Source organism: Corallococcus sp. AS-1-12 (assembly GCF_020036995.1).
GTDB lineage: Bacteria > Myxococcota > Myxococcia > Myxococcales > Myxococcaceae > Corallococcus.
Window position 1 is genome coordinate 1 of record NZ_JAIQDD010000033.1, and the last position, 22,348, is coordinate 22,348.

A 22,348-nucleotide genomic window follows, 5' to 3' on the forward strand; every position below is an offset into this window, starting at 1 on the left:
TGAAGCAGTACGAGTTGCACGCGGGCTGGTGCGCCGGCTGCAACACCTGGCGCTGCGCACCGCTGCCGGCGGGAGTGCCCGAGGGCACCTTCGGTCCGCGCCTGACAAGCTTCATCGCCCTTTGCACCGGGCGCTTCCGCCTGTCCAAGCGACGGGTGCAGGAGTTGCTGCAGGACGTGCTGGGCGTGGAACTGGCACTCGGCAGCGTCAGCAACCTCGAGCAGGCGGTGAGCAGCGCTCTGGCGGCGCCGGTAGACGAGGCACGCGCGTATGTGCGGACGCAGCCGGCCGTGCCTCAGGATGAAACCGGGTGGTGGCAAAAGCATGCCAGGGCCTGGCTGTGGGTGGCCAGCACCGCGACCGTGGCCGTCTTCCTCATCGTCAAGAGTCGCGGCAAGGACGTCGCCCAGACGATGCTGGGCAAGGGCTTTCAAGGGACGCTCATCTCTGACAGGTGGTGTGCCTACAACTGGGTGCACGCCCTCAGGAGGCAGGTCTGTTGGGCCCATCTGGTGCGCGAGTTCGAGGGCTTCGTCGAGCGCGGCGGGGAGGCGAAACGGCTGGGCGCGTTGCTGCTGGCCGAAGTCTTCGTCCTCTTCGAATGGTGGCACCTGGCACGAGATGGGCTGCTGTCGCGCGCCACCTTCCAGCGCAAGATGCGACCGCTGATGCGAGAGGTGGAGCGGCTCCTGGCGGAGGCCGCGGACGTGTGCCCGAAGAAGGTGGCCGGCACCGCCAGGGAAATCCTCAAGCTCAAGGACGCCCTCTGGACGTTCGTCTATACCGAAGGCGTAGCGCCCACCAACAACCTCGCTGAGAGGGACCTGCGCCATGCGGTCATCTGGCGAAAGACGAGCTTTGGCACCCAGAGCGAGGACGGCAGCCGCTTCGTCGAGCGTATCCTCACGGCCGTGATGACCCTCCGGAAGCAGGAGCGCAATGTGCTCGACTCTCTCACTGCGTCCCTCGAAGCCCATCTCCACGGCACTCCCGCGCCCTCGCTCCTGCCCGGCACATAATCTCAGCTCACGCTCGCGGCCTTCGGCCCCCGTGAACGCTTACCATAGATGAATTGGTAATCGCCCACTCCGTTGACGTGATCCGCCAGATGGACATGGGCGAACCGGGAGGCGTGGAACTCCTGCTCCAGCAACTCCCGCCCCTCTTCATCCAATTCATGGAAGTCCCCCTCGTAGTCGCAATACCAATCCAGGGATGCCGGGGCGATGGCCTGCTGAAACACATGGAGGGTGTGTTCAATCCGCTGGGTGATGTCCCGGTGCGAATGCCTCAAGTAGAAGGCAATGCTGACGCCATCCCGGACCAACATGCCTCCGTGCCCTGCGCGAATCCTGATGCGGGGATGAGAGCGGGTCACAGGGATTTTACGCCTGCCACGGACGCGCCGGCCTGCGCCGTGGTTCGAACACTCGCGGGCATGGCCGCGCAGTACGCGGGGTTGTGGCGGCACGCGTTCGTGCCTGAATCCAGCGTCTGCTGGTACTCCCGCCGCGTCTGGCTTCCGCCCGCGGACTGGCATCCGCAGAGCAGCAGCCAGCCCAGCACCCCCGCGATGTGACGAACCCGCATGGCCACCGAGCGTGCCAGAATCCCGGCACCCCCGTCCCCATTGCCGGGTAGGGTGCGGCTCCACACGATGACCTCCGACCTCACGCCCGAATCCCTGCGCTGCGTCCGCGCCGATGCGCGCGAACCCGAGGGCTACCGGGCCGCCCTCGGCGACACCCGCGCCTCGCTGCTCCACACGGACCCGCCCTATTGCCTGCTCACCCGGCGCCGCAAGGGCGGGGACCTGCGCGACCCCCGCGCCAACAAGAAGATCGACCGCAACCCCATCGTCCGCTTCGAGTCCGTGCGCGACTACCGCGTCTTCTCCGAGGCCTGGCTCACCCGCGCCACCGCGCACCTCACCCCCGACGCGCCCCTCATCATCTGGACCAACCTGCTGGGCAAGGAGCCCATCCTCACCGCCGCGCACGGCCTGGGCTACACCCACCTGCGCGGCGAGTACGTCTGGGGCAAGCGCACCACCGACAAGAACGCCAACGAGCAGCTCCTGCGCGTCTACGAGGTCGCCCTCGTCATCGCCCGCACGCCCGCGCCGCCGCTCGCCCCCGGGGACGCCCCCACCGTGTGGGCCGTCGTCGGCGGCTACGACGATGACGCGGAAGCCGCGCAGTGGGGCGGCCACCCGCACCACAAGCCCTTCTCCGTGCTGGAGCCCCTGGTCCGCACCTGGAGCCGCCCCGGCGACACCGTCCTGGATCCGTTCGCCGGCAGCGGCTCCATGCCGTCCGCCGCCCTGCGCCTGGGCCGCCGCCCCGCCTGCATGGAGGTCGAACCCGAGTGGGCCGAGCGCGTCACCCACCGCCTGCGAGAGACGGCCCGTCAGATGGCCAGCGCCCGGTAGAAGCGCGTCTCGCTCCACGTGGGCACGTCCGTGGGGCGGTGACCCCACCAGTTCATCACCAGCGTGCGCCGCTCGCGCGACGGCCCCGGCAGCTTGCCGTCCGGCACCTGGTTGTCCGCGTCCAGCACCCCGTGCGTCAGCGTCCCGTCGAACACCACCAGCCGGTTGGGGCGCGGCGCCACCAGCGTCAGGTCCTCCAGCCGCTCCGGCGCGAGCGACGGGTTGTCTTCACACGGCGGCTCCCGCGTCACCGCCAGCGCGCCGCCGCGCACCCGGTTGAGGAACAACACCGACGAGCGCACCGGGTGCACCAGCTTCCCCGTGGCCAGGGCCAGCCGCTCGTCCCGGTCCTGGTGGAAGTCCACCCGCACGTCCGTGGCCCGCATCCGCGACAGCCACCACTCCACGCCAGCAATCTTCCAGCCCTTCGTCACCCGGGGCCGCAGCGTGTGGATGACCTCCTCCACCACGTTCTCCGGCGGCCCGAAGGCGTACCAGAACGTCGTCTGGTACGTGTGACGCAGGCGCTCTCCCTTCAGGTCCCCCACCCGGCGGGTCAGCCGTTGGAAGAGGGGCGGGGGCAGGGCGGGCTCGGTGAGCTGGACGAGGGATTGCACGATGGGGCGGGAGCTTTCCCCCGAACGCGAGGTGGGCGCCACCTCCTTTCACCGGTAGGCTTCGCCCCCTCATGAAGCCCCATCAGAAGATGCTCCTCGGGATTTCCATCGGCGCGGCGGCCGGGCTCGTCTGCAACGCCGTGTTCGGGAGCGCGGACTGGCTCACCTGGCTCGTCGAGCACGTCACCAACCCCCTGGGGCAGATCTTCATCCGCCTGCTCCTGATGCTCGTGGTGCCGCTGCTGTTCTCCGCGCTCGTCGTGGGCGTGGCGGAGCTGGACCTGAAGCAGGTGGGCCGCCTGGGCGCCCGCACGCTGGGCTACACCGTCGTCTTCTCCGTCATCTCCGTGCTCATCGGCCTGTTGCTCGTCAACACGCTGCGGCCCGGCGACGGCCTGAGCGACGAGGCCCGCGCCCTGGCCCGCACGGGCACGACCATCAAGCCCGCGCCGCCCCCCGGGGACACCACCGCGGGCGCGCTCTTCATGTCCATGGTGCCCACCAACCCGCTGAAGGCCGCAGCGGACGGGGACATGATCGGCCTCATCGTCTTCTCGCTCATCTTCGGGCTGGGCCTGGCGCTCACCCCGGGCGAGCCCGCGCAGCGGCTCAAGGACGTCATCCAGGGCCTCTACGACGTGATGATGAAGCTCATCGACGGGGTGCTCAAGCTGGCGCCCGTGGGCGTGGGCGCGCTGCTCTTCTCCATGACGGCGCGCCTGGGCTTCCACATCCTGGGACAGTTGGCGTCGTACGTGGGCGTGGTGCTCCTGGCGTTGGGCATCCACATGTTCGTCGTGTACTCGCTGTCCGTGCGCTTCCTGGGCGGCCGCAACCCGGTGGAGTTCTTCCGCTCCTGCCGGCTGGCCATCGTCACCGCGTTCTCCACGTCCTCCTCCAGCGCCACGCTGCCCACCGCCCTCAAGGTGGCGGAGGAGAACCTCAAGCTGCCGCGCAACGTGTCCCGCTTCGTGCTCACCGCCGGCTCCGCGATGAACCAGAACGGCACCGCGCTCTTCGAGGGCGTCACCGTCCTCTTCCTCGCGCAGGTGTACGGCGTGCCGTTGGACCTCACCCAGCAGGCGACCATCATGTTCATCTGCGTGCTGGCGGGCATTGGCACCGCGGGCGTGCCGGCGGGCTCCATCCCCGTCATCGCGATGATCCTCGGCATGTTCCACATCCCCGTGGAGGGGCTGGGCCTCATCCTCGGCGTGGACCGCTTCCTGGACATGTGCCGCACCGTGCTCAACGTCACCGGAGACCTGGCGGCCGCCGTGTACGTGTCGCGCGGCGAGCCCCCCGACCGGCCGGTCGGCGAGGAGGCGGCGCAGTCGCCCGCCGCCTGACGTGGCACCGCCCCGGCTCCACCTTTGAACGAAGTCCCATCCGCCGTCCTTCCGCATCCAAGGAGCTTTAGCCGCATGAAAGTCTCGAACGGCCGCGTCGTCGCACTCGACTACCGCCTCCACCTGGGGGACGGGCAGATCATCGACCAGAGCGGTCCGGGCCAGCCGCTCGCCTATCTGCACGGGCACAAGCAGATCGTCCCCGGCCTGGAGGGCGCGCTGGACGGCCTGGGCGTGGGGGAGAGCAAGCAGGTGGTGGTGACGCCGGAGCAGGGCTACGGCGTCCACAAGCCGGAGGGCGTGCGCAACGTCCCGCGCACCATGCTGCCCACCACCTACCTGCCCCAGGTGGGCGGCACGCTGATGGCCCAGACGGAGGACGGCGACGTCCCCCTGCGCATCATCGCCGTGAACCCGGACTCCGTGGTGGTGGACCTGAACCACCCGCTCGCCGGCAAGACGCTCCACTTCGACGTCACCGTGCGCGAAGTGCGTGACGCGACGCAGGAAGAGCTGGCGCACGGCCACGTCCACGGGCCGGGCGGCGCGCACGGGTAGTGCCTTTTCCCAGCCGGGAGGCACGGAGCGTTTCGTGACCCCGGGGGGCGTGCACTATCTTGCGCCCCCCATGGTTCCTCCCGTCCCGAACCCCAGCCAGCTCCGCGTCCCCGCACCCGACCCCGGCGCCGTCCCCGAACGGCCCGGCGCCTCCGCGGCCATGGATCCGGAGCTGTACTGGAGGGAGCACGTCTACCAGGGCGGCGCGCGGCAGCTCACCGTGCGCGCCGTCATCGCGGGCATGCTCATTGGCGCGGTGATGTGCCTGTCCAACCTCTACGTCGTCCTCAAGACGGGCTGGAGCCTGGGCGTCACCATCACCGCGTGCATCCTGGCCTTCGCGGTGTTCGGCACGCTGCGCTCGCTGAAGCTGCTGAGCAACGAGTTCACCGACCTGGAGAACAACGCCATGGGCTCCGTGGCGTCCGCCGCGGGCTACATGACGGGCGGCGGCAACATGGCCGCGGTGCCCGCGCTGCTGATGCTCACCGGCACGCTGCCGTCCTCCGGCTGGCTGATGCTGTGGTTCGCCGTCATCTCCGCGCTGGGCGTCTTCGCCGCCATCCCCATCAAGCGCCAGCTCATCAACATCGAAGCGCTGCCGTTCCCCACCGGCACCGCCACCGCGGAGACCATCCGCGCGCTGCACGGCCACGGCGACGTGGCGCGCAACAAGGCGCGGCTGCTGGGCCTGTCGGGCCTGGTGGGCGCGTTCCTGGTGCTGGTGCGCGACGCGCGCTTCACCTGGCTGAAGAACCTGCCGGAGAAGGTGAGCCTGCCGTTCAACATCCTGGGCCGCGAGGCGGGCAAGTGGTCCCTGTCCTTCGACTTCAGCCTGCTGCTCATCGGCGCGGGCGCGCTGGTGAACTTCCGCACCGGCTGGTCCATGCTGCTGGGCGCCATCCTCAACTACGGCTTCCTGGCGCCGGCCATGTTCACCCAGGGCGTCATCCCGGAGGTGACGTACAAGGCCATCAACGGCTGGTCGCTGTGGACGGGCTCCGCGGTGCTGGTGTCCTCCGGCCTGCTGTCCTTCGCCTTCCAGTGGAGGAGCGTGGTGCGCTCCTTCTCCGCGCTGGGCTCGCTGGTGGGCAAGAAGCCCCAGGAGGGCGCGGGCGCGGATCCGCTGGCGGACATCGAGTGCCCGCCGGCCTGGTTCCCGCTGGGCTTCGCGCTGCTGGGCCCCGTGGCCGTCTTCCTCATGGCCTGGCTGTTCCAGATTCCCTGGTGGGCCGGCGTGCTCGCGCTGCCCCTGGCGGTGGTGATGGGCGTCGTCGCGTCGCGCGTGACGGGTGAGACGGACACCACGCCCACCAAGGCGCTGGGCCCCGTCACCCAGCTCATCTTCGGGGGGCTCGCGCCGGGCAACATCCCCGCCAACGTGATGAGCGCCAACGCCACGGGCGGCGTGGGCCTGCACTCGGCGGACCTGCTCACGGACCTCAAGTCCGGGTGGCTGCTGGGGGCGTCGCCGCGCCAGCAGTTCTTCGCGCAGTTGTTCGGCGTGGCCGCGGGCGCGGTGGTGGTGGTGCCCATCTTCAACCTGCTGGTGCCCACCGCGGACGTGCTGGGCTCCGAGCAGTTCCCCGCGCCGTCCTCCATGGTGTGGGCCGGCGTGTCGAAGATGCTCGCCTCCGGCATGTCCGCGCTGCACCCCACCGCGCGCATGGGCGCCCTGGCCGGCGCGCTGCTGGGCATCACGCTGGTGCTGCTGGAGCGCTGGGCCCACCCGAAGGTGAAGGCCTTCATCCCCACCGCGTCCGGCCTGGGGCTGGCCATGGTCATCCCCGGCTCCAGCTCCATCAGCCTCTTCGTGGGCGCGGCGCTGGCGGCGCTGATCAAACGCCTGAAGCCGAAGCTCGCCGAGGACACGGTGCTGCCCGTCTCCTCCGGCTTCATCGCGGGCGAGAGCCTGTTGGGCATCGCCATCGCGATGGTGAAGGCCTTCGGCTTCATGCCGAAGTAGGGGACGGGCCCCCCGCGTCAGTCCACCTTGCTGGTGGCCCAGGACACGCCCGCGACGAAGCGGAAGGTGGGCGTGTCGAACCCCGCGCCCACGCCCGGGCCGCCCATCACGTACAGGTCCAGGCTGGACAGGGCGTGGCGGCGGATGGCGATGAGCAGCTCCGCCCCCACCCGGCCGCCGTCCAGCGGGATGCCCGTGAGCACGCTCACCTCGCCGCGCGTCGTCTCACCGTGCAGCGACGTCACCGTGGCGCCCAGCCGCAGCTCGTTGCCCGCGATGTCGCGCGGGTCGTAGGACACGGGGCCCAGGTCCTGGCGCTTGCGCAGGAAGACGCCGGCCTCGCCGCCCACCTGGAAGCCCTCGCCCACGTAGCCCAGTTGCAGGCGCGGCTGCCACGCGTAGTCCTCGTGCGCCTGCGCCTCCCGGCTGCCCACCGGCAGGCCCGCCGTCAGCGCCACCGCGAGGTTGATGGGGGCGCCCTTCGTCTGGCGCAGCAGCGCCGCCCGGGCCGTCAGCCACGGCGTGGCGAGCCCCCCCGTCTTCGGCCCGAAGTACTCCAGCGTGGGCTTTCCCCCCTGCGTCAGGACGAAGGGCAGCTCGCCGCCCAGCTCCAGCCACGACAGCACGCCGATGCCCACCGTCAGGTGGGCGGACATCTTGTTCTCCACCAGGCCCGTGCCCTCGCCGGGCTCCCAGCGCGTCTGGAAGTGCAGGGGCAACTGCTCGTAGTGGTAGTTCAACGCCACGCGCAGTTGCCCGGGCGCCAGCGTCCGTCCCGTCCCCACCACCAGCGAGCCCAGCGCCGCCGGATCCAGACGAAGGCGTTGCAGGTCGAACATGGGGAGCGGGCTCTTGGGGCCGCTCTCCAGGGCGTGGGCGGAGAAGGGGAGGGACAGCAGGGCAGCGGCGAGGACCGAGGCCGGACGAAACACGTGACGACTCCCGAGGCGGAGGGACGCGGACTCTAGCCAGAGTCCCCCGACCCGAAAATCATGCACGGGGCGCAGCGGATTGTGTCCTCCCCCACGAAAAGACTGGCAGCTCAGGCCGTGCCGGCCGCCAGGTCCTGCAATTCCTGCCATCGCGTATAGAGCCGATCCACTTCGGCGGTGGTGGCCTCCAGGGCCTGGTTCACCTCCGCCACCTTGGAGCCCTGGCTGTAGACGGCGGGGTCGGCCAGCTTCGCCTCCAGCTCCGCCTTGCGCTTCTCCGCGGCCTCGATGGTGGCCTCCATGCCGTCCAGTTCGCGCTGGTCCTTGTAGGAGAGCTTCCCGGGCTTCTTCGGCGCGGGCTTCTGGGCGGGCTCCTCGCGCGGCTCGTCCTTCTTCTGCTCGTCCTTCTTCTGCGCGGCGGCGGCCTTGAGCGCGGCGGCCTGCGACTGCTCGCGCAGCCGCTTGTACATGTCGTAGTTGCCCTCGTAGCGGGTGACCTTGCCCTCGCCGTCGAAGGAGAGGATGGCGGTGGCCACCTTGTCGAGGAAGTACCGGTCGTGCGTCACCAGCAGGGTGCTGCCGGCGAAGTCCAGGAGCAGGCGCTCCAGGATGTTGAGCGTCACGATGTCCAGGTCGTTGGTGGGCTCGTCCAGCACCAGCACGTTGGCGCCTTCCAGGAAGAGCCGCGCCAGCAGCAGCCGGTTGCGCTCGCCGCCCGACAGCGCGCCCACCTTCATGCGCTGCATGGGCACCGGGAAGAGCAGGTCCTCCAGGTAGTCGCGCAGGGCCACCTTCCGGTCCGCCAGCTCCACGTGGTCCTCGCCGTTGGAGGCCGCGTCGTACACCGTCTGCTCCGGGTCCAACTGGGCGCGCTGCTGATCGTAGTAGGCGACCTTGGTGTTCTTCCCGATGACGAGCTTGCCGCTGTCCGCGGGGATCTCCCCCAGCAGCACGCGCAGGAAGGTCGTCTTGCCCACGCCGTTGGGGCCCAGGAAGCCCACGCGCTCGCCGCGCTGGAGGCGGAAGTCCACGCCGTCCAGCACCTTGCGCTCGCCGAAGGACTTCCTCAGCCCCTCGGCCTCGATGACGGTGTGGCCCAGCCGTGGCGCCGCCACCACCTTCAGGTCCGCCACCTTGGGGCGCTGGAAGCCCTTCTCCGCCAGCAGCTTCTGCGCCCTTTCGATGCGGGCCTTGCTCTTGGTGCGCCGCGCCTCCGGGCCCTTGCGCAGCCACGCCACCTCCTGGGCAATCCAGCGTCCGCGCTTGTGCTCCGCGACCTCCGCGTTCTCCTGGGCCACGAGCTTCTGCTCCACGTAGGCCGCGTAGTTGCCGGGGTAGGAGACGAGGCCGCCGCCGGGCTGGATCTCCACGATGCGGTCCACCAGGTCGTCCAGGAAGTAGCGGTCGTGCGTGACGAGCAGCAGCGCCCCGGGCAGCTTGTCCAGCTCGTCCTCCAGCCAGTCCACGGTGTCCGCGTCCAGGTGGTTGGTGGGCTCGTCCAGCAGCAGCAGGTCCGGGCGCGTGAGCAGCGCGCGCGCGATGGCCACGCGCTTCCTCAGACCGCCGGACAACTGGGCCACGGGCCGGTCCCAGTCCTTCACGCCCAGCCGGTCGAGCAGCGTCTTCGCGTGGTGCTCCGTGTCCCAGCCGCCCGCCTGCTCGATGCGGTCGCTCAGGGCGGACAACTGCTCCAGCATCTTCGGGGTGGCGTGCGAGGGGTCCGCCTCCAGCTTCCGGGACAGCTCCGCGTGCGCGTCCAGCGCCTCCTTCAGCGGCGCCTGCGACACGGCGAGCTCGCTGGCCACGGTGGCGCCCTCGGGGAACTCCGGCTCCTGGGGCAGGTAGGTGACGCGCGCGCCCCGGCGCAGTTGCAGCTCCCCCAGGTCCGGCTTCGCCGCGCCGGCCAATATCTTCATCAGGGACGACTTGCCGGAGCCGTTGACGCCCACGAGGCCCACGCGCTCACCCTCCTCGATGGTGAAGGTGAGGCCCTCGAAGACGGTGCGGCTGCCGAAGGCGAGCTGGACGTTGGCGGCGCGAAGCAGCGTCACGGAAAGGAACCTTTCGAAAAGGGGAGGGGAAAAGCGAAAGGGCGCCCCCCACTTGAAGCGGGGAGCGCCCTTCCTACAGCCAGTGCGGCGTGGGCACCCGGACTACTTGCGGGCGGCCTGCTCCGCGGCCTGCTTCTCCTTGTACTGCGCCATCAGGGCCTCCGCCTCGTTGCGGGGGACCGGCAGGTACTTGGCGAACTCCATCGTGAACTCGCCCTTGCCCTGGGTGGCGGAGCGCAGGTCGGTGGAGTAGCCGAACATCGTGTTCAGCGGCACTTCGGCCACCGCCGTGACGTAGCCCTCGGCCGTGCCCGTCTCCAGGATGGTGCCGCGGCGCTGGTTGAGCTGGCCGACGACGGAACCCTGGAAGTCTTCCGGAGCCGTGACCTCCACCTTCATGATCGGCTCGAGGATGACCGGCTTGGCGGCGGCGTAGCCCTCGCGGAAGCCCATGATGGCGGCCGTCTTGAACGCCATTTCGGACGAGTCCACCGCGTGGAACGCGCCGTCGTTGATGACCACGCGCAGGCCCACCACGGGGAAGCCGATGAGGCTGCCCTTCTTCACGGCCTCCTGGAAGCCCTTGTCGCACGCGGGGATGAACTCGCGCGGGATGGAGCCACCGACGATGTCGTCCACGAACTCGTACTGCTGCACCGCGTCCGCGGGCAGGGGCTCCACGTAGCCGCACACGCGCGCGAACTGACCCGAACCACCGGTCTGCTTCTTGTGCGTGTACGCGAACTCGCCCTTCTGGGAGATGGTCTCGCGGTACGCCACCTGCGGCTTACCGGCGACCACCTCGCAGTTGTACTCGCGCTTCATGCGCTCGATGTAGATCTCCAGGTGGAGCTCGCCCATGCCGCTGATGATGGTCTGCGCGGACTCTTCGTCACGGCGCACGCGGAAGGTGGGGTCTTCCTTGTGGAAGCGGTTGAGCGCCTTGGAGAAGTTCGCCAGCGTGTCGCGGTTCTTCGGCGTCACCGCCAGCGAAATCACGGCGTCCGGCACGAACATGGACGTCATCGTGTACTGCACGGTGCCGTCGGTGAACGTGTCGCCGGAGGCGCACTCGATGCCGAACAGCGCGACGATGTCGCCGGCCGTGGCCTCGTTGACGTCGTGCATTTCCGACGCGTGCATGCGGACGATGCGCGGAACCTTGACCTTCTTCTGGTTCACCTGGTTGATGATGAAGTCGCCCTTGCTCACCTTGCCCTGGTACACGCGCATGTAGGTGAGCTGGCCGTAGCGACCGTCTTCCAGCTTGAACGCCAGGCCGACGAAGGGCTTGGTCGGGTCCGACTCCAGGATGACCTTGGCCTCGTTGTTCTTCTGGTCGAGCGCCTCGTTGGTCGCTTCCTTGGGGTTCGGCAGGTAGCTGCACACCGCGTTCAGGAGCAACTGCACGCCCTTGTTCTTGTACGCGGAGCCGCACATCACCGGCGTCATCTTCAGCGCGATGGTGGCGCGGCGCACGGCGGCGCGGAGCTGCTCCTCGGTGATGGAGCCCGGGTCCATGAGGAAGGCCTCGCCCAGCTCGTCGTCGACGTTGGCGATGCCCTCGATCATCTCGTCACGGCGCAGCTTGGCCTCGTCCAGCATGTCCGCCGGGATGGCCTCCTCGCGGATGTTCTCGCCGTTCTCGCCGTCGAAGTAGAACGCCTTCATCGAGAGCAGGTCGATGAGGCCCTGGAAGCGGTCCTCCGCGCCGATGGGGTACTGGAGCTTCACGGCGTGGTGGCCCAGCTTCTCCTTCAACTGCGCGGCGACGCGATCATAGTTCGCGCCCGAGCGGTCCATCTTGTTGATGAACGCGATGCGCGGAACCTTGTAGCGCTTCATCTGGCGGTCCACCGTGATGGACTGCGACTGCACGCCCGACACGGAGCAGAGCACCAGGATGGCGCCATCGAGAACGCGGAGCGCGCGCTCCACCTCGATGGTGAAGTCCACGTGTCCCGGGGTGTCGATGAGGTTGATGTTGTAGTCGCCCCACATCGCGTACGTGGCGGCGGACTGGATGGTGATGCCCTTCTCACGCTCCAGGTCCATCGAGTCCATGACCGCGCCCACGCCGTCCTTGCCGCGGACCTCGTGGATCTCGTGGATCTTGCCCGTGTAGAACAGGATGCGCTCGGACAGCGTCGTCTTGCCCGAGTCGATGTGGGCGGAGATACCGATGTTACGAATCTTCTCGATGGGTACGTTGGAGGCCACGATCCGGTCCTTCTTCGATTGAAAAAATTGCCTGAGGGAACAGAGCAGGCGGGGCCCTTACTTCCCACAGGACCCAGTTACCAGACAAATCCGCATGACGTAGGGCGTACATCCGCCTACGTTCCACCGCCCTGTTCCGACTGAGGTCTCATAACAATGAGCGCGAGCGAAAACTTCTCCCTGGCCCGAGCCTGGCTCAAGGCCTTCAACGCCCACGACGTCACCGCCCTGGTCTCGCTCTACGCGGAGGATGCAACACACACCTCGCCCAAGATTCGCGTCCTGCACCCGGAGACGGGCGGGCGTCTGGTGGGCCGGCCGGCCCTGGAGCGGTGGTGGAGGGACGCCATCGCCCGGCTGCCGGGCCTGCGCTACGAGGAGACGGCCCTCACGGTGGACGGGGACCGGGTGTTCATGGAGTACCTGCGCCACGCGCCCAATGAGGCCCCCCTGCCGGTGGCGGAGGTGCTGGAGGTGAAGGGCGGGCGCATCGTCGCGTCACGCGTCTACCACGGCTAAGGTGCCCCCCATGGCGACCCCCAATTTCGACCGGGACTTCGGGTACCTGCTGCCCTTCATGGACAAGGTGGCGGCGGCCGCCTCGGACCTGCCGGACGCGGCCGCCCGCGAGGAGCTGGTGCGGCTGGTGGCGGAGGAGAAGGTCCGCTGGGAGCGGATCCGCGCGCTGCTCCAGGGCGCCCCGGGACAGGCCGGGGGGGCCAAGGCTCCGGCCTCCCAGCCCCCCAGGGCCGCGCCGCCCGCCGCCGCGCCCGCGCTGGCCCGGGTGTCCTCGGACGGGGTGAACCGGGTGGCCCCCCGCGAGGCGGGCCTCACGGTGGGCAGCCTCAAGGACTCGCGCTAGCGGCCGCGGTGGATCAGGCGCTGCTCACGCGGACCTGATCCAACGCGTCGTAGGTGGCGGCCTTGTAGGCCTCCGACAGCGTCGGGTAGTTGAAGCAGGTCTCCACGAAGAGCTGCGCGGTGGAGCCGGTGAGCAGCGCGGTGAGCCCCACGTGCACCAGCTCCGAGGCCTGCTCGCCCAGCACGTGCACGCCCAGGAGCTTCAGGTCGTCGCGGTGGAAGAGCAGCTTCAGCAGCCCCTGCTTCTCCCCGATGATCTGCCCGCGCGGGTTGGTGTCGAAGGTGGCGCGGCCGACGACGTAGGGGATGCTCCGCGCGCGCAGCGACTCCTCCGAGTCGCCGGCCATGGACACCTCCGGGATGGTGTAGATGCCGTAGGGCAGGATGGGCGTGAGCGTGCGCTTGCCCGGGCCGAACGCGTGCTCCACCGCGATGCGGGCCTGCTCCATGGACGTGGAGGCCAGGGCGGGGAAGCCGATGACGTCCCCCACCGCGTAGATGTGGGGCACGGCCGTCTGGTACGCGAGCCCCACCTCAATCTGGCCGCGCTTGCCCTGCTTCACGCCCAGCGCCTCGATGTTCAGGCCCGCGGTGTTCGCGGTGCGGCCGGAGGCGACCAGCACCTGGTCCGCCTCCAGCACCTCCCCGGTGGACAGCTTCAGGCGGATGGGCTCCTCGTGGGACTCGGGGACGTGCGCGGACTCCACCGTCTGGCCCAGGCGCAGCCGCACGCCCAGCGTCTCCATGCAGTCGCGCAGCCGCTGGCCAATCTCCGCGTCCAGGAAGGCCAGCAGGTCGTGCTTCACCTCCACCAGCGTCACCGGGATGCCCAGCGCGGCGAACATGCACGCGTACTCGCACCCGATGACGCCGCCGCCCACCACCACCAGCGTGCGGGGCAGGGTGGTGATGTCCAGGATTTCGTCCGAGTCGTGCACCCGAGGGTCGCCGAAGGGGTACATCGGCGGGCGGTACGGCGTGGAACCGGTGGCGATGAGGACGGTGCCGGCGGTGAGCCGGGCCACCTCCGCGCCGTCGCGCTTCACCGCGACGGTGTGCGCGTCCACGAAGGCGCCGGAGCCCTGGAACAGCGCCACGCCATGGCGCTGGAGGTTCTTGTGGATGCGCTCGCGCTCCATCTGCTTCACGCGGCGCTCGCGGAAGAGGAAGTCGGAGACGGTGGCCTCGTGGCGCAGCGTCGCGTCCACGCTGTAGAGGCCGCGCGCCTTGAAGCCGGACAGGTGCAGCGCCGTCTCGCGCAGCGTCTTGGAGGGGAGGGTGCCGGTGTTGGCCGCGGTGCCGCCGAGCACCAACTCCCGCTCCACCACCGCCACCCGCTTCCCCGCGAGCGAGGCCTGCACCGCGCCCCATTCTCCCGCGGGGCCTGAGCCGATGACCACCAGGTCGAAGTCCGCCATGGGCCCACCCTATCCCCAGCCCGGGGGCCAGGGCACCGGGAAGTCAGTCCCGGCCGGAGTAATTCAGCTTCTCGCGGACCTCCTCCTCGGTGAGCAGCCGGAAGCCGCCCTCGGGGATGCCGTCCAGGGTGATGTCGCCCACCGCCTCCCGGTGGAGCGCGCGGGCGGGCAGCCCCACGGCGCCCAGCATGCGCTTCACCTGGTGGTGGCGGCCCTCGGTGAGCGTCACCTCCACCGTGTGCTCGTCGCGCACGCGCACCCCGGCGGGGCGGGCGGGGCCGTCATCCAGCATCATCCCCTGGCGCAGCGGCTCCACCTTCGCGTCGTCCGCGGTGCTGAACACCGTGGCCACGTAGCGCTTGGGCAGGTTCGTCTCCGGGGACGTGGCGTGGGCCACCAGCTTGTCGTCGTTGGTGAAGAGCAGCAGGCCCGTGGTGTCCACGTCCAGCCGGCCCACGGCGTGCCAGGTGAAGCGGTTCAGCTCCAGGGGGAGCTGGGGCAGGAGCAGCTCGAACACCGTGCCCGTGCGGTGCTGGCGCGCGGTGGAGGTCAGCACCCCCGCGGGCTTGTGGAAGGCCAGCACGTGCGTGGGCGTTCCCTTGCGCACCGGCAGCCCGTCCACCTTGATGACGGCGTCGGGGGGGACGGGCGTCAGCGGCGTGGTCGCCACGCGGCCGTTGACGGTGACACGCCCCGCCTTGATGGCGGCGTCGGCCTCGTCCTGGGGCATGGCGCCCGCGCGGGCGAGCGCGCGGGAGAGCCAGTCCGGCTTCTCCTTGCCCTCCCAGCGGTTGGGGCGGGGCGGTGACTTGGGGGGCCGTTCGGGCTTGCGAGGCATGGGCGCGGCACTGTAGCCGCGCTGAAGGCGGCGGCGGGGTCTTCCGTTAGCGCCGGATGGGTTCGTCCGGGTCCTCGCCCTCGGCGGAGCCCGGCGTCCTGCCCGGCTCGTCGCCGCCCGCGATGCGGTGGGGCTCCTCCTCCAGCCCGCCGTCCTCGGCTGTTTCGGGCGTGCGGCCGGGCTCCTCCGGCGCGTCCTCGTGAGACGGCGCCTGCCGGCCAGGGCCGGGCTCGGTGCCTCCCACGATCATCGACTCGTAGGGCATGTGGTTCACGCGGTGCTCCCTTCCGTGGGCTTCGCCCGTGGGTCCGGAAAAGGTAGCGACGCGCGGGCCTACCGCCGCGAGGGGGGGGCGCGTCCCCCTGCCTGCTCAGGTCCCGTCCGTGGGAGGGGTGTCCCCGCCGGGGAAGTGCTTGCGCACGGTGTGCAGCGCGGCCAGCCAGAGCCGGGCCTCGTTGCGCGTGAGGCGGGAGCGGCGCAGGGGCGCCACCAGGTCCCGCACCGCCGTGCGCCCGGGCTTCTCGTCCACGAGGAAGCCCCCCGAGGTGAGCAGCGCCTCCAGCGTCGCCTCCACCCGGGCCAGCTCCGCGTCCGTGGCGGCCAGGGGCAGGGGGCCCGGCGGTGGCGCCGTGTCCGCCAGGTGCGCCATGCGGACCTCGTAGGCGTAGAGCAGCACCGCCTGGGCCAGGTTGATGGAGGGCTGCTCCGGCGCGGTGGGCACCGCGGACAGGTCGTGGCAGCGCTCCACCTCCGCGTTGGTGAGGCCGCTGCGCTCATCCCCGAAGACGAGCGCCACCGGCCCCTGCTTCGCCCGGGCCACCAGCTCCTCTCCCACGGCCCTGGGGGACAGGCGGCGCTTCCCCTCCACCTTGCGGGAGCTGGTGCCCACCACCCAGACGCAGTCGGACACGGCCGCGTCCAGCGAGTCCGGGCGCTTCACCCCACCCAGCACGTCCTCCGCGTGCACCGCGAGCCGGTGGGCGGGGCCCAGGTCCTCCACCTCCGGCGTCACCCAGGCCCAGTCGGACAGGCCGCAGTTCTTCAGGGCGCGGGCGGCGGCACCCAGGTTCTCCGCGTTGCGCGGGCGCATGAGGACGAATCGGACGGGCAGCACCATGGGCGCGCACCCTACCGCCCTGGTGCCCGGGCAGGGACCCCTGTTGACCGCCCGGGTGTCTCACCGCCAGTCTGCACCGCGAAATCCCGCGTCCCGCGCGTCCAGCAGGCCACCCGCGAGTGTGGCTGCCCGGACACCCTGTGGGCCCGCGGACGCGCACGGGGGAGCGCCGGCACGTGGTCGCCGGGCCGCACTTCCCGTGCGCCTCCGGGGGCACCACGCGCGGCACGCGGCATGAAATCGGTCCCGCCGCCACCCCCTGGAGGAAACATGTCCCCGCAGTCCGCAGTCCCGCCGAAGGCCGCGCGCACGCCCCGTGCCCGCTGGCTCCTGCCGGCGTTACTCGTGGGCGCGCTCGCCGCCGGCTGCAAGCAGGAGCCCGCGAAGACGCCGCCCGCCACCCCCGCGTCCACCGAGGCGCCCGCCGCCACCGCGACGTCCCCGTCCACCGCCCCCGCGCCCGTGCAGGCCGCGAAGCTCACGCCCGTCATCCACGAGCTGGCCAGCGAGAACGCGCTGCCCACCGGCGTCGTCATCGAGTTCGCGCTGCCGGTGCGCCCGCGCTACGAGAGCGTCGAAGGCAGCGTCATCACGGTGTCTCCGGAGGTCCCGGGCAGCCTGCGCTGGACGGGCCCCTCGTCGCTGCTCTTCACGCCGTCCACCGGCTTCGCCGCCGGCACGACGTACACGGTGTCCGTGGACGCGGTGAACACCGACGCGGGCGTCATCAAGCCGTCGTCCGCGCGCGAGTGGCGCTACAACTTCACGACCTACGCCTTCAAGTTCTCCCAGATCTACCCCACGCGCATGGACCTGCCGAAGGGCCGCGTGGAGGCGAACGTGGACTTCTCCGGCCCGGTGGACCTGGCCGCGGTGCGCTCCCGCACCAGCTTCCGCGTGGGCGACGCCGTCATCAGCGACGTGAAGTGGAGCACCCGCGCGGACACACGCAGCTCCCTGTCCGTGGCGCTCACCCACCCCAAGCTCAAGCCCGGCGCGACGGTGCAGTTCTCCCTGCGTGAGGGGCTGACGCCGGTGGGTGGCGCCTCCACCGTGCAGGCGCCCGCGGCCACCGGCAACTTCGTGGTGAACGGCGGCAAGCGCCTGGACATCACCTACGTGAGCCTCCAGGAGGGCTCCAGCGGCTACTTCTACGAGGTGAGCTGCCGCGACGTGGCGGCGGACGCCCCGGCGAGCCCCACGGACGAGCAGTGGGACTCGTACTACTACGACGACGACAACAAGGGCTGCAGCTTGAGCGACGCGGTGGCCCAGGACGCCATCCGCTTCAAGCCCAAGGTGAAGTTCACCGTGGCCCCGTCGCGGCGCGGCTTCCGCATCTTCGGTGACTTCAAGCGCGGCCCGCACACGCTCTCACTCGCGGAGGGCACGCTGTCCGTGGGCGGCGGCACGCTCATGGGCGCCTGGTCGCGCGGCTTCTCCGTGCCCGCGCGCCAGTCCCAGGTGCGCTTCAACGCCAACGGCCGCTACCTGCCGCGCAGCGCGTGGCGCAACCTGCCCCTGCAGCACCTCAACCTGGAGGAGGTGACGCTCACGGTGCGCAACGTGCCGCCGGAGAACCTCGTCTTCTGGATGGGCAGCGACTACTCGGAGAGCGCGGACGAGCGGACGAGCAACGTGCTGGTGCGCAAGGCGGTGCCGCTCAAGTCCACGCCGGACGCGCTGCTCACCACGTACATCGACGTGGCGTCGCTGGTGCCCGCGAACACGCGCGGCCTGGTGGAGATCCTGGCCGAGCGCGGCGACTACAAGGCCGCCGCCCGCATCCTGCTCACGGACCTGAGCCTCGTGGCCAAGCGCGGCGGTCCCGCCGTGGGCTCCAAGGACTCCGGCGAGGTGTGGGTCTGGGCCCTGGGCCTGGAGAGCACGGAGCCCCTGTTCGGCGTGGAGGTGACGCTGGTGAAGAAGAGCGGGCAGACCGTGGCCCGCTGCACCACGCAGGGCGAGGCGGGCTGCCAGCTCAAGGTCCCCGCGCCCGGCGTGGACGACAGCGCCCCGTTCGCGCTGGTGGCGCGCAAGGGCGACGAGCTGACGTACCTCAAGTACGACGAGCTGAAGACGGAGATCGCCAACTCGGACGTGCAGGGCGAGCCGTACCGCGCCGAGCAGCCGTACCGCGCCTCCCTCTGGTCCGACCGCGGCGTGTACCGCCCCGGTGACACCGCGCACGTGGCCGCGGTGCTGCGCGGCCAGGACAACCTGGCGCCGCCGGTGGGCATGCCGGTGGAGGTGCGCGTCATCGACCCGCGCGAGCGTGAAATCCGCAAGCTGACGCTGAAGACGAACGCGGCGGGGCTCGTGGCCTTCGACCAGGCGTTCGCGGCGTTCCAGGACACGGGCCACTACTGGGTGCGCCTCAAGGTGGCGGACCGCGACCTGGCCTCCTACGCGGTGAACGTGGAGGAGTTCGTCCCGGAGCGCATGAAGGTGACGGCCAGCACCACCGCGCCGGGCTACGTGCAGGGCACGGAGATCCCCGTGGGCGTGGAGGCCGCGTACCTCTTCGGCGGCTCCGCGGAGGGCAGCCCGGTGGAGATGACGTGCCGGCTGGAGTCCGTGCCCTTCAAGCCCAGGCAGAACGCCCAGTACACCTACGGCGTCTGGCGGCAGGACGGCACCACGCCCCGGCCCGTCACGCTGGGCCAGGTGAAGGGCACGCTCGACGCGAAGGGGCAGGCGCTCCTCAACTGCCCGGCGCAGGCGGCGTCCGGCCCCATGAAGGGCGCGGCGCGGCTGTCCGCGGTGGCCAGCGTCTTCGAGTCCGGCAGCGGCCGCTCCACCATCGGCGAGGCCACGGTGCCCGTGCACCCGGAGGCGTACTACCTGGGCCTCCAGGCCAACACGCAGAAGGTGAAGGCGGCCACGCCCTTCACGCTGACCGGCGTGGTGGTGGACTGGGACGGCCAGCCCCTCACCGGCGACAAGGCGCCGAAGACGGTGCGGTTGGAGTACCAGTTGCTCGAGGAGAACTACGGCTACTACTACGACGAGGAGTCCGGCTACGAGCGCTACCAGCGCTACCTGCGCCCGCAGCGCGAGGGTGAGGCGACGGCGAAGGTGGAGAACGGCCGCTTCACCGCGACGGTGCTGCCGGGCCGTGACGGCGCGGGCTACCTCGTGCGCGCTCGCGCGGGCAACACCCAGACGGACCTCGCCATCGAAGGCGAGGGCCGCTACTACTGGTGGGGCGAGGGCTCGCGCGTGGACCAGACGCCGCGGCCGCTGAAGCCCACGGCGCTGGATATCTCGCTGCCCGCGAAGGGCAGGGTGGGCGAGGCCCTCACCGTGAAGCTGAAGGCGCCCTACCGGGGCCGCGTGCTCTTCACCGTGGAGACCGACCGCGTGCTCACCACCGCGTGGAAGCAGGTGGAGCCCGGCGAGGTGTCCTGGTCGTTCACGCCGTCCGAGTACGCGCCCAACGTGTACGTGAGCGCGTTCCTGGTGAAGGACCCGCACCTGGAATCCGCCCAGGCGTTCATGCCCGACCGCGCCTTCGGCGTGGGCAGCATCGCGCTGGAGCCGGTGGACTTCACCCAGGCCGTCTCGCTGACGGTGCCCAAGGAGGTGAAGAGCAACGACACCCTCACCGTGGACGTCGCGGTGGAGGGCGTGGAGGGCCCCACCTTCGCCACCGTGGCGGTGGTGGACGAGGGCATCCTGTCCCTCACGCGCTTCCAGAGCCCGGATCCGCTGAAGGAGATCTTCACGCGGCGCGCGCTGGGCATCCAGACCTACGAGACCGTGGGCTGGGCGCTGCTGGTGCCGCCCGGCGGCAACTCCAGCTCCACCGGTGGTGACGAGGGCGGCGCGGACGGCCGCGTGCAGCCGGTGAAGCCCGTGGCCCTGTGGAGCGGCGTGGTGGAGGTGCCCGCCAACGGCAAGCTGAAGGTGCCCTTCAAGCTGCCTCAGTACCGGGGCGCGGTGCGGGTGATGGTGGTGACGGCGGGAGCGAAGCGCATCGGCCGGGCCAGCGCGCAGGTGCTGGTGCGCGACCCGCTGGTGCTCCAGACGACGCTGCCGCGCTTCCTCTCCCAGAACGACGAGATTCAAATCCCGGTCTTCGTCACCAACCTGTCCGGCAAGGCGCAGGACGTGAAGGTGTCGCTGTCCGCGGAGGCGCTGGCGGTGCCGGGGCTCGCGATGCCGGAGGGCCTGGGCTCGCCGCTGGAGCTCAAGGGCAAGAGCGAGGGCCGCGCGAAGCTGGAGGACGGCAAGTCCCGCACCTTCGTCTTCCAGGGCCGCGCGGTGCAGTCGGTGGGCGCGGCGCGGCTGGTGGTGACGGTGGAGGGCGGTGGCTACACGTCGCGCGAGCAGTTGGACGTGCCGCTGTCTCCCGCCGGACCCCGGGAGCGGCGCATCCAGCAGGTGGAGCTGGCGCAGGGCACCACGGACCTGAAGCCGCTGCTCGCCGGCTGGGTGCCCACCACGGAGCGCACCAACGTCTGGGTGACGAACAACCCGTACGCGAAGTCGCTCCAGCACCTCTCGTACCTGGTGCGCTACCCGTACGGCTGCATCGAGCAGACGACGTCCTCCACCCGTCCGCTCTTGTTCGTGAGCCAGTTGGTGGATCGCGTGGATCCGACGCTGGTCTCCACGGCGAAGGTGGAGGACATGGTGCAGTCGGGCATCAACCGGGTGCTGTCCATGCAGACGGCCTCGGGTGGCTTCGCGTACTGGCCGGGCCAGACGGAGCCGGTGGCCTGGGGCACGGCGTACGCGACGCACATGCTGCTGGACGCGCGCAAGCTGAAGTACCCGGTGCCGGACGACCGCGTGGAGAGCGCGCTCGCGTGGATGGGGGACGAGCTGACCCGCAAGGAGGGCCGCCTGGGGCAGGACGACCATTACGGCCAGCACTCGGAGGCGTACATGCACTACGTGCTCGCGGTGGCGGGCAAGGGGCGCAAGGCGCGGGCGCAGGCGATGGTGAGCGCGCTGGAGACGGCGGCGAAGAAGGCCGCGCTCAACGGCGAGGACCAGGAGGACCTGTACCTGCTCAAGGCCGCGCTGTGGCTGTCCGGCGACCGCCGCTACGAGAAGGAGCTGCGCACTCCGGACGTGTCCACCGTCACCGATGAGCGCAAGAACAGTTGGTCGTTCTATTCGGACAGGCGCCGGCGCGGGATGATGCTCAGCACCTTCCAGGACCTCTTCGGCGACGCGCCGGAGGGCGAGCCCCTGGCGCGCATGGTGGCGACGGCGCTGTCGACCCGCACGTCGGCGTACTACTCGACGCAGGAGCTGGTCTGGGGCATCACCGGCCTGGGCAAGCGGCTGCAGGGCACGGCGACCAGCTTCTCGCCGCCCACGCTCACGGTGGCGGGCAAGACGGTGACGCCCGTCGCGGAGAAGGACGCGCGCGTGTCGGACCGCACGTGGGCCCTGGCCCGCGCCAGCGAGCGCGCCAGCATGTCGCTGGACCTGAAGGAGAAGGGCGGCGGCAGCGTGTACCTCATCCTCAACAGCGAGGGCGTGCGCACCACGCCCGAGGTGAAGGTGGGAGGAGAGGGGCTGACGCTCAAGCGCACCTGGCGCTCGCTGGACGGCACCGCGCTGGACCTGAAGGCCCAGCCGGTGAAGCTGGCGGACCTCATCTACGTGGAGCTGGAGGTGACCAACACCCGGGCCGAGCGCGTGCAGAACATCGCGCTGGTGGACCGGCTGCCGGCGGGCTGGGAGATTGAAAATGCCCGCCTGGGGCGCGGCGGCAGCGTGGACTGGGTGGACGCGGATTCGCTCTGGGCCGCCGACTACGTGAACGTGCGCGATGACCGCATGGAGGCGTTCGGCACGCTGCAGGCCCACGAGACGAAGAAGCTCGTCTACGCGGTGCGCGCGGTGACGGCGGGCAGCTTCACCCTGCCGTCCGCGGAGGCCGAGGCGATGTACGACTCCTCCATCTGGGCCCGTGAGTCCGCGGGCACGGTGCAGGTGACGGGTCCCTGGAAGGACGACCTGCTCTAGGC

Annotated in this window: 18 protein-coding genes; 8 read left to right on the forward strand and 10 right to left on the reverse strand. The window is 70.4% G+C overall.

From position 1 onward, the window contains the following. On the forward strand, positions 1-1,019 hold a 1,019-nt coding region (locus K8556_RS33515), incomplete at its 5' end, for an IS66 family transposase (protein WP_223744186.1). A gap of 2 nt (positions 1,020-1,021) precedes the next feature. On the opposite strand, the gene K8556_RS33520 is transcribed toward K8556_RS33515, so the two are convergent. Then, complete coding sequence (locus K8556_RS33520; RefSeq protein ID WP_223744187.1) at positions 1,022-1,330, reverse strand: type VI immunity family protein; 309 nt, start codon at positions 1,328-1,330, stop codon at positions 1,022-1,024. Between the two features lie 44 nt (positions 1,331-1,374). After that, on the reverse strand, positions 1,375-1,590 hold the full coding sequence (locus K8556_RS33525; protein WP_223744188.1) for a hypothetical protein: 216 nt from the start codon (positions 1,588-1,590) through the stop codon (positions 1,375-1,377). 67 nt (positions 1,591-1,657) lie between these two features. Here K8556_RS33525 and K8556_RS33530 point away from each other — a divergent pair, with 67 nt between their 5' ends. Then, a complete protein-coding gene (locus tag K8556_RS33530) occupies positions 1,658-2,431 on the forward strand; it encodes a DNA methyltransferase (RefSeq protein ID WP_223744189.1) in 774 nt (257 codons plus the stop codon). On the opposite strand, the gene K8556_RS33535 is transcribed toward K8556_RS33530, so the two are convergent. Continuing rightward, on the reverse strand, positions 2,410-3,048 hold the full coding sequence (locus K8556_RS33535; RefSeq protein ID WP_223744190.1) for a hypothetical protein: 639 nt from the start codon (positions 3,046-3,048) through the stop codon (positions 2,410-2,412). The genes K8556_RS33530 and K8556_RS33535 overlap by 22 nt on opposite strands. A gap of 71 nt (positions 3,049-3,119) precedes the next feature. Between K8556_RS33535 and K8556_RS33540 the strand changes: the two genes are divergently transcribed. The 3 genes from K8556_RS33540 (at position 3,120) to K8556_RS33550 (ending at position 6,921) form a co-directional block, all read left to right on the forward strand. Beyond that, positions 3,120-4,397, forward strand: a complete 1,278-nt coding sequence (locus K8556_RS33540; RefSeq protein WP_223744191.1) for a dicarboxylate/amino acid:cation symporter — start codon at positions 3,120-3,122, stop codon at positions 4,395-4,397. A 75-nt stretch (positions 4,398-4,472) separates the two neighbouring features. Then, the gene (locus K8556_RS33545) at positions 4,473-4,955 is read left to right on the forward strand and encodes a peptidylprolyl isomerase (protein ID WP_223744192.1); all 483 of its coding nucleotides are present in this window, start codon (positions 4,473-4,475) and stop codon (positions 4,953-4,955) included. A gap of 70 nt (positions 4,956-5,025) precedes the next feature. After that, the gene (locus tag K8556_RS33550; RefSeq protein WP_223744193.1) at positions 5,026-6,921 is read left to right on the forward strand and encodes an OPT family oligopeptide transporter; all 1,896 of its coding nucleotides are present in this window, start codon (positions 5,026-5,028) and stop codon (positions 6,919-6,921) included. A 17-nt stretch (positions 6,922-6,938) separates the two neighbouring features. Here K8556_RS33550 and K8556_RS33555 read toward each other — a convergent pair whose 3' ends face one another. The 3 genes from K8556_RS33555 to fusA all read right to left on the reverse strand — a co-directional run bounded on the left by K8556_RS33555 (position 6,939) and on the right by fusA (position 12,124). Continuing rightward, a complete protein-coding gene (locus K8556_RS33555) occupies positions 6,939-7,853 on the reverse strand; it encodes a flagellar motor protein MotB (protein WP_223744194.1) in 915 nt (304 codons plus the stop codon). 110 nt (positions 7,854-7,963) lie between these two features. Further along, positions 7,964-9,904, reverse strand: coding sequence for an ABC-F family ATP-binding cassette domain-containing protein (locus K8556_RS33560; RefSeq protein ID WP_223744195.1), 1,941 nt, complete (start codon positions 9,902-9,904; stop codon positions 7,964-7,966). Positions 9,905-10,006: 102 nt separating this feature from the next. After that, positions 10,007-12,124, reverse strand: coding sequence for an elongation factor G (gene fusA, locus K8556_RS33565; protein WP_223744196.1), 2,118 nt, complete (start codon positions 12,122-12,124; stop codon positions 10,007-10,009). A gap of 156 nt (positions 12,125-12,280) precedes the next feature. Here fusA and K8556_RS33570 point away from each other — a divergent pair, with 156 nt between their 5' ends. Together K8556_RS33570 and K8556_RS33575 are read left to right on the forward strand one after the other, a co-directional pair. Continuing rightward, the gene (locus tag K8556_RS33570; protein ID WP_223744197.1) at positions 12,281-12,643 is read left to right on the forward strand and encodes a nuclear transport factor 2 family protein; all 363 of its coding nucleotides are present in this window, start codon (positions 12,281-12,283) and stop codon (positions 12,641-12,643) included. A 10-nt stretch (positions 12,644-12,653) separates the two neighbouring features. Then, positions 12,654-12,986 (forward strand): hypothetical protein, encoded by a 333-nt coding sequence (locus K8556_RS33575; RefSeq protein WP_223744198.1) that lies wholly within the window; start codon positions 12,654-12,656, stop codon positions 12,984-12,986. A gap of 13 nt (positions 12,987-12,999) precedes the next feature. On the opposite strand, the gene sthA is transcribed toward K8556_RS33575, so the two are convergent. From sthA to K8556_RS33595, 4 genes are all read right to left on the reverse strand, one after another. Then, entirely contained in the window at positions 13,000-14,403 is a 1,404-nt protein-coding gene (gene sthA / locus K8556_RS33580; protein ID WP_223744199.1) for a Si-specific NAD(P)(+) transhydrogenase, read from the reverse strand. Positions 14,404-14,446: 43 nt separating this feature from the next. Beyond that, the gene (locus K8556_RS33585) at positions 14,447-15,241 is read right to left on the reverse strand and encodes a pseudouridine synthase (protein WP_223744200.1); all 795 of its coding nucleotides are present in this window, start codon (positions 15,239-15,241) and stop codon (positions 14,447-14,449) included. Between the two features lie 46 nt (positions 15,242-15,287). Beyond that, positions 15,288-15,506, reverse strand: coding sequence for a hypothetical protein (locus K8556_RS33590; protein ID WP_223744250.1), 219 nt, complete (start codon positions 15,504-15,506; stop codon positions 15,288-15,290). A gap of 105 nt (positions 15,507-15,611) precedes the next feature. After that, the gene (locus K8556_RS33595; RefSeq protein WP_223744201.1) at positions 15,612-16,358 is read right to left on the reverse strand and encodes an RNA methyltransferase; all 747 of its coding nucleotides are present in this window, start codon (positions 16,356-16,358) and stop codon (positions 15,612-15,614) included. A 270-nt stretch (positions 16,359-16,628) separates the two neighbouring features. On the opposite strand from K8556_RS33595, the gene K8556_RS33600 reads away from it, so the two are divergent. Next, positions 16,629-22,346, forward strand: coding sequence for an Ig-like domain-containing alpha-2-macroglobulin family protein (locus tag K8556_RS33600; protein WP_223744202.1), 5,718 nt, complete (start codon positions 16,629-16,631; stop codon positions 22,344-22,346). Positions 22,347-22,348: the final 2 nt, after the last annotated feature.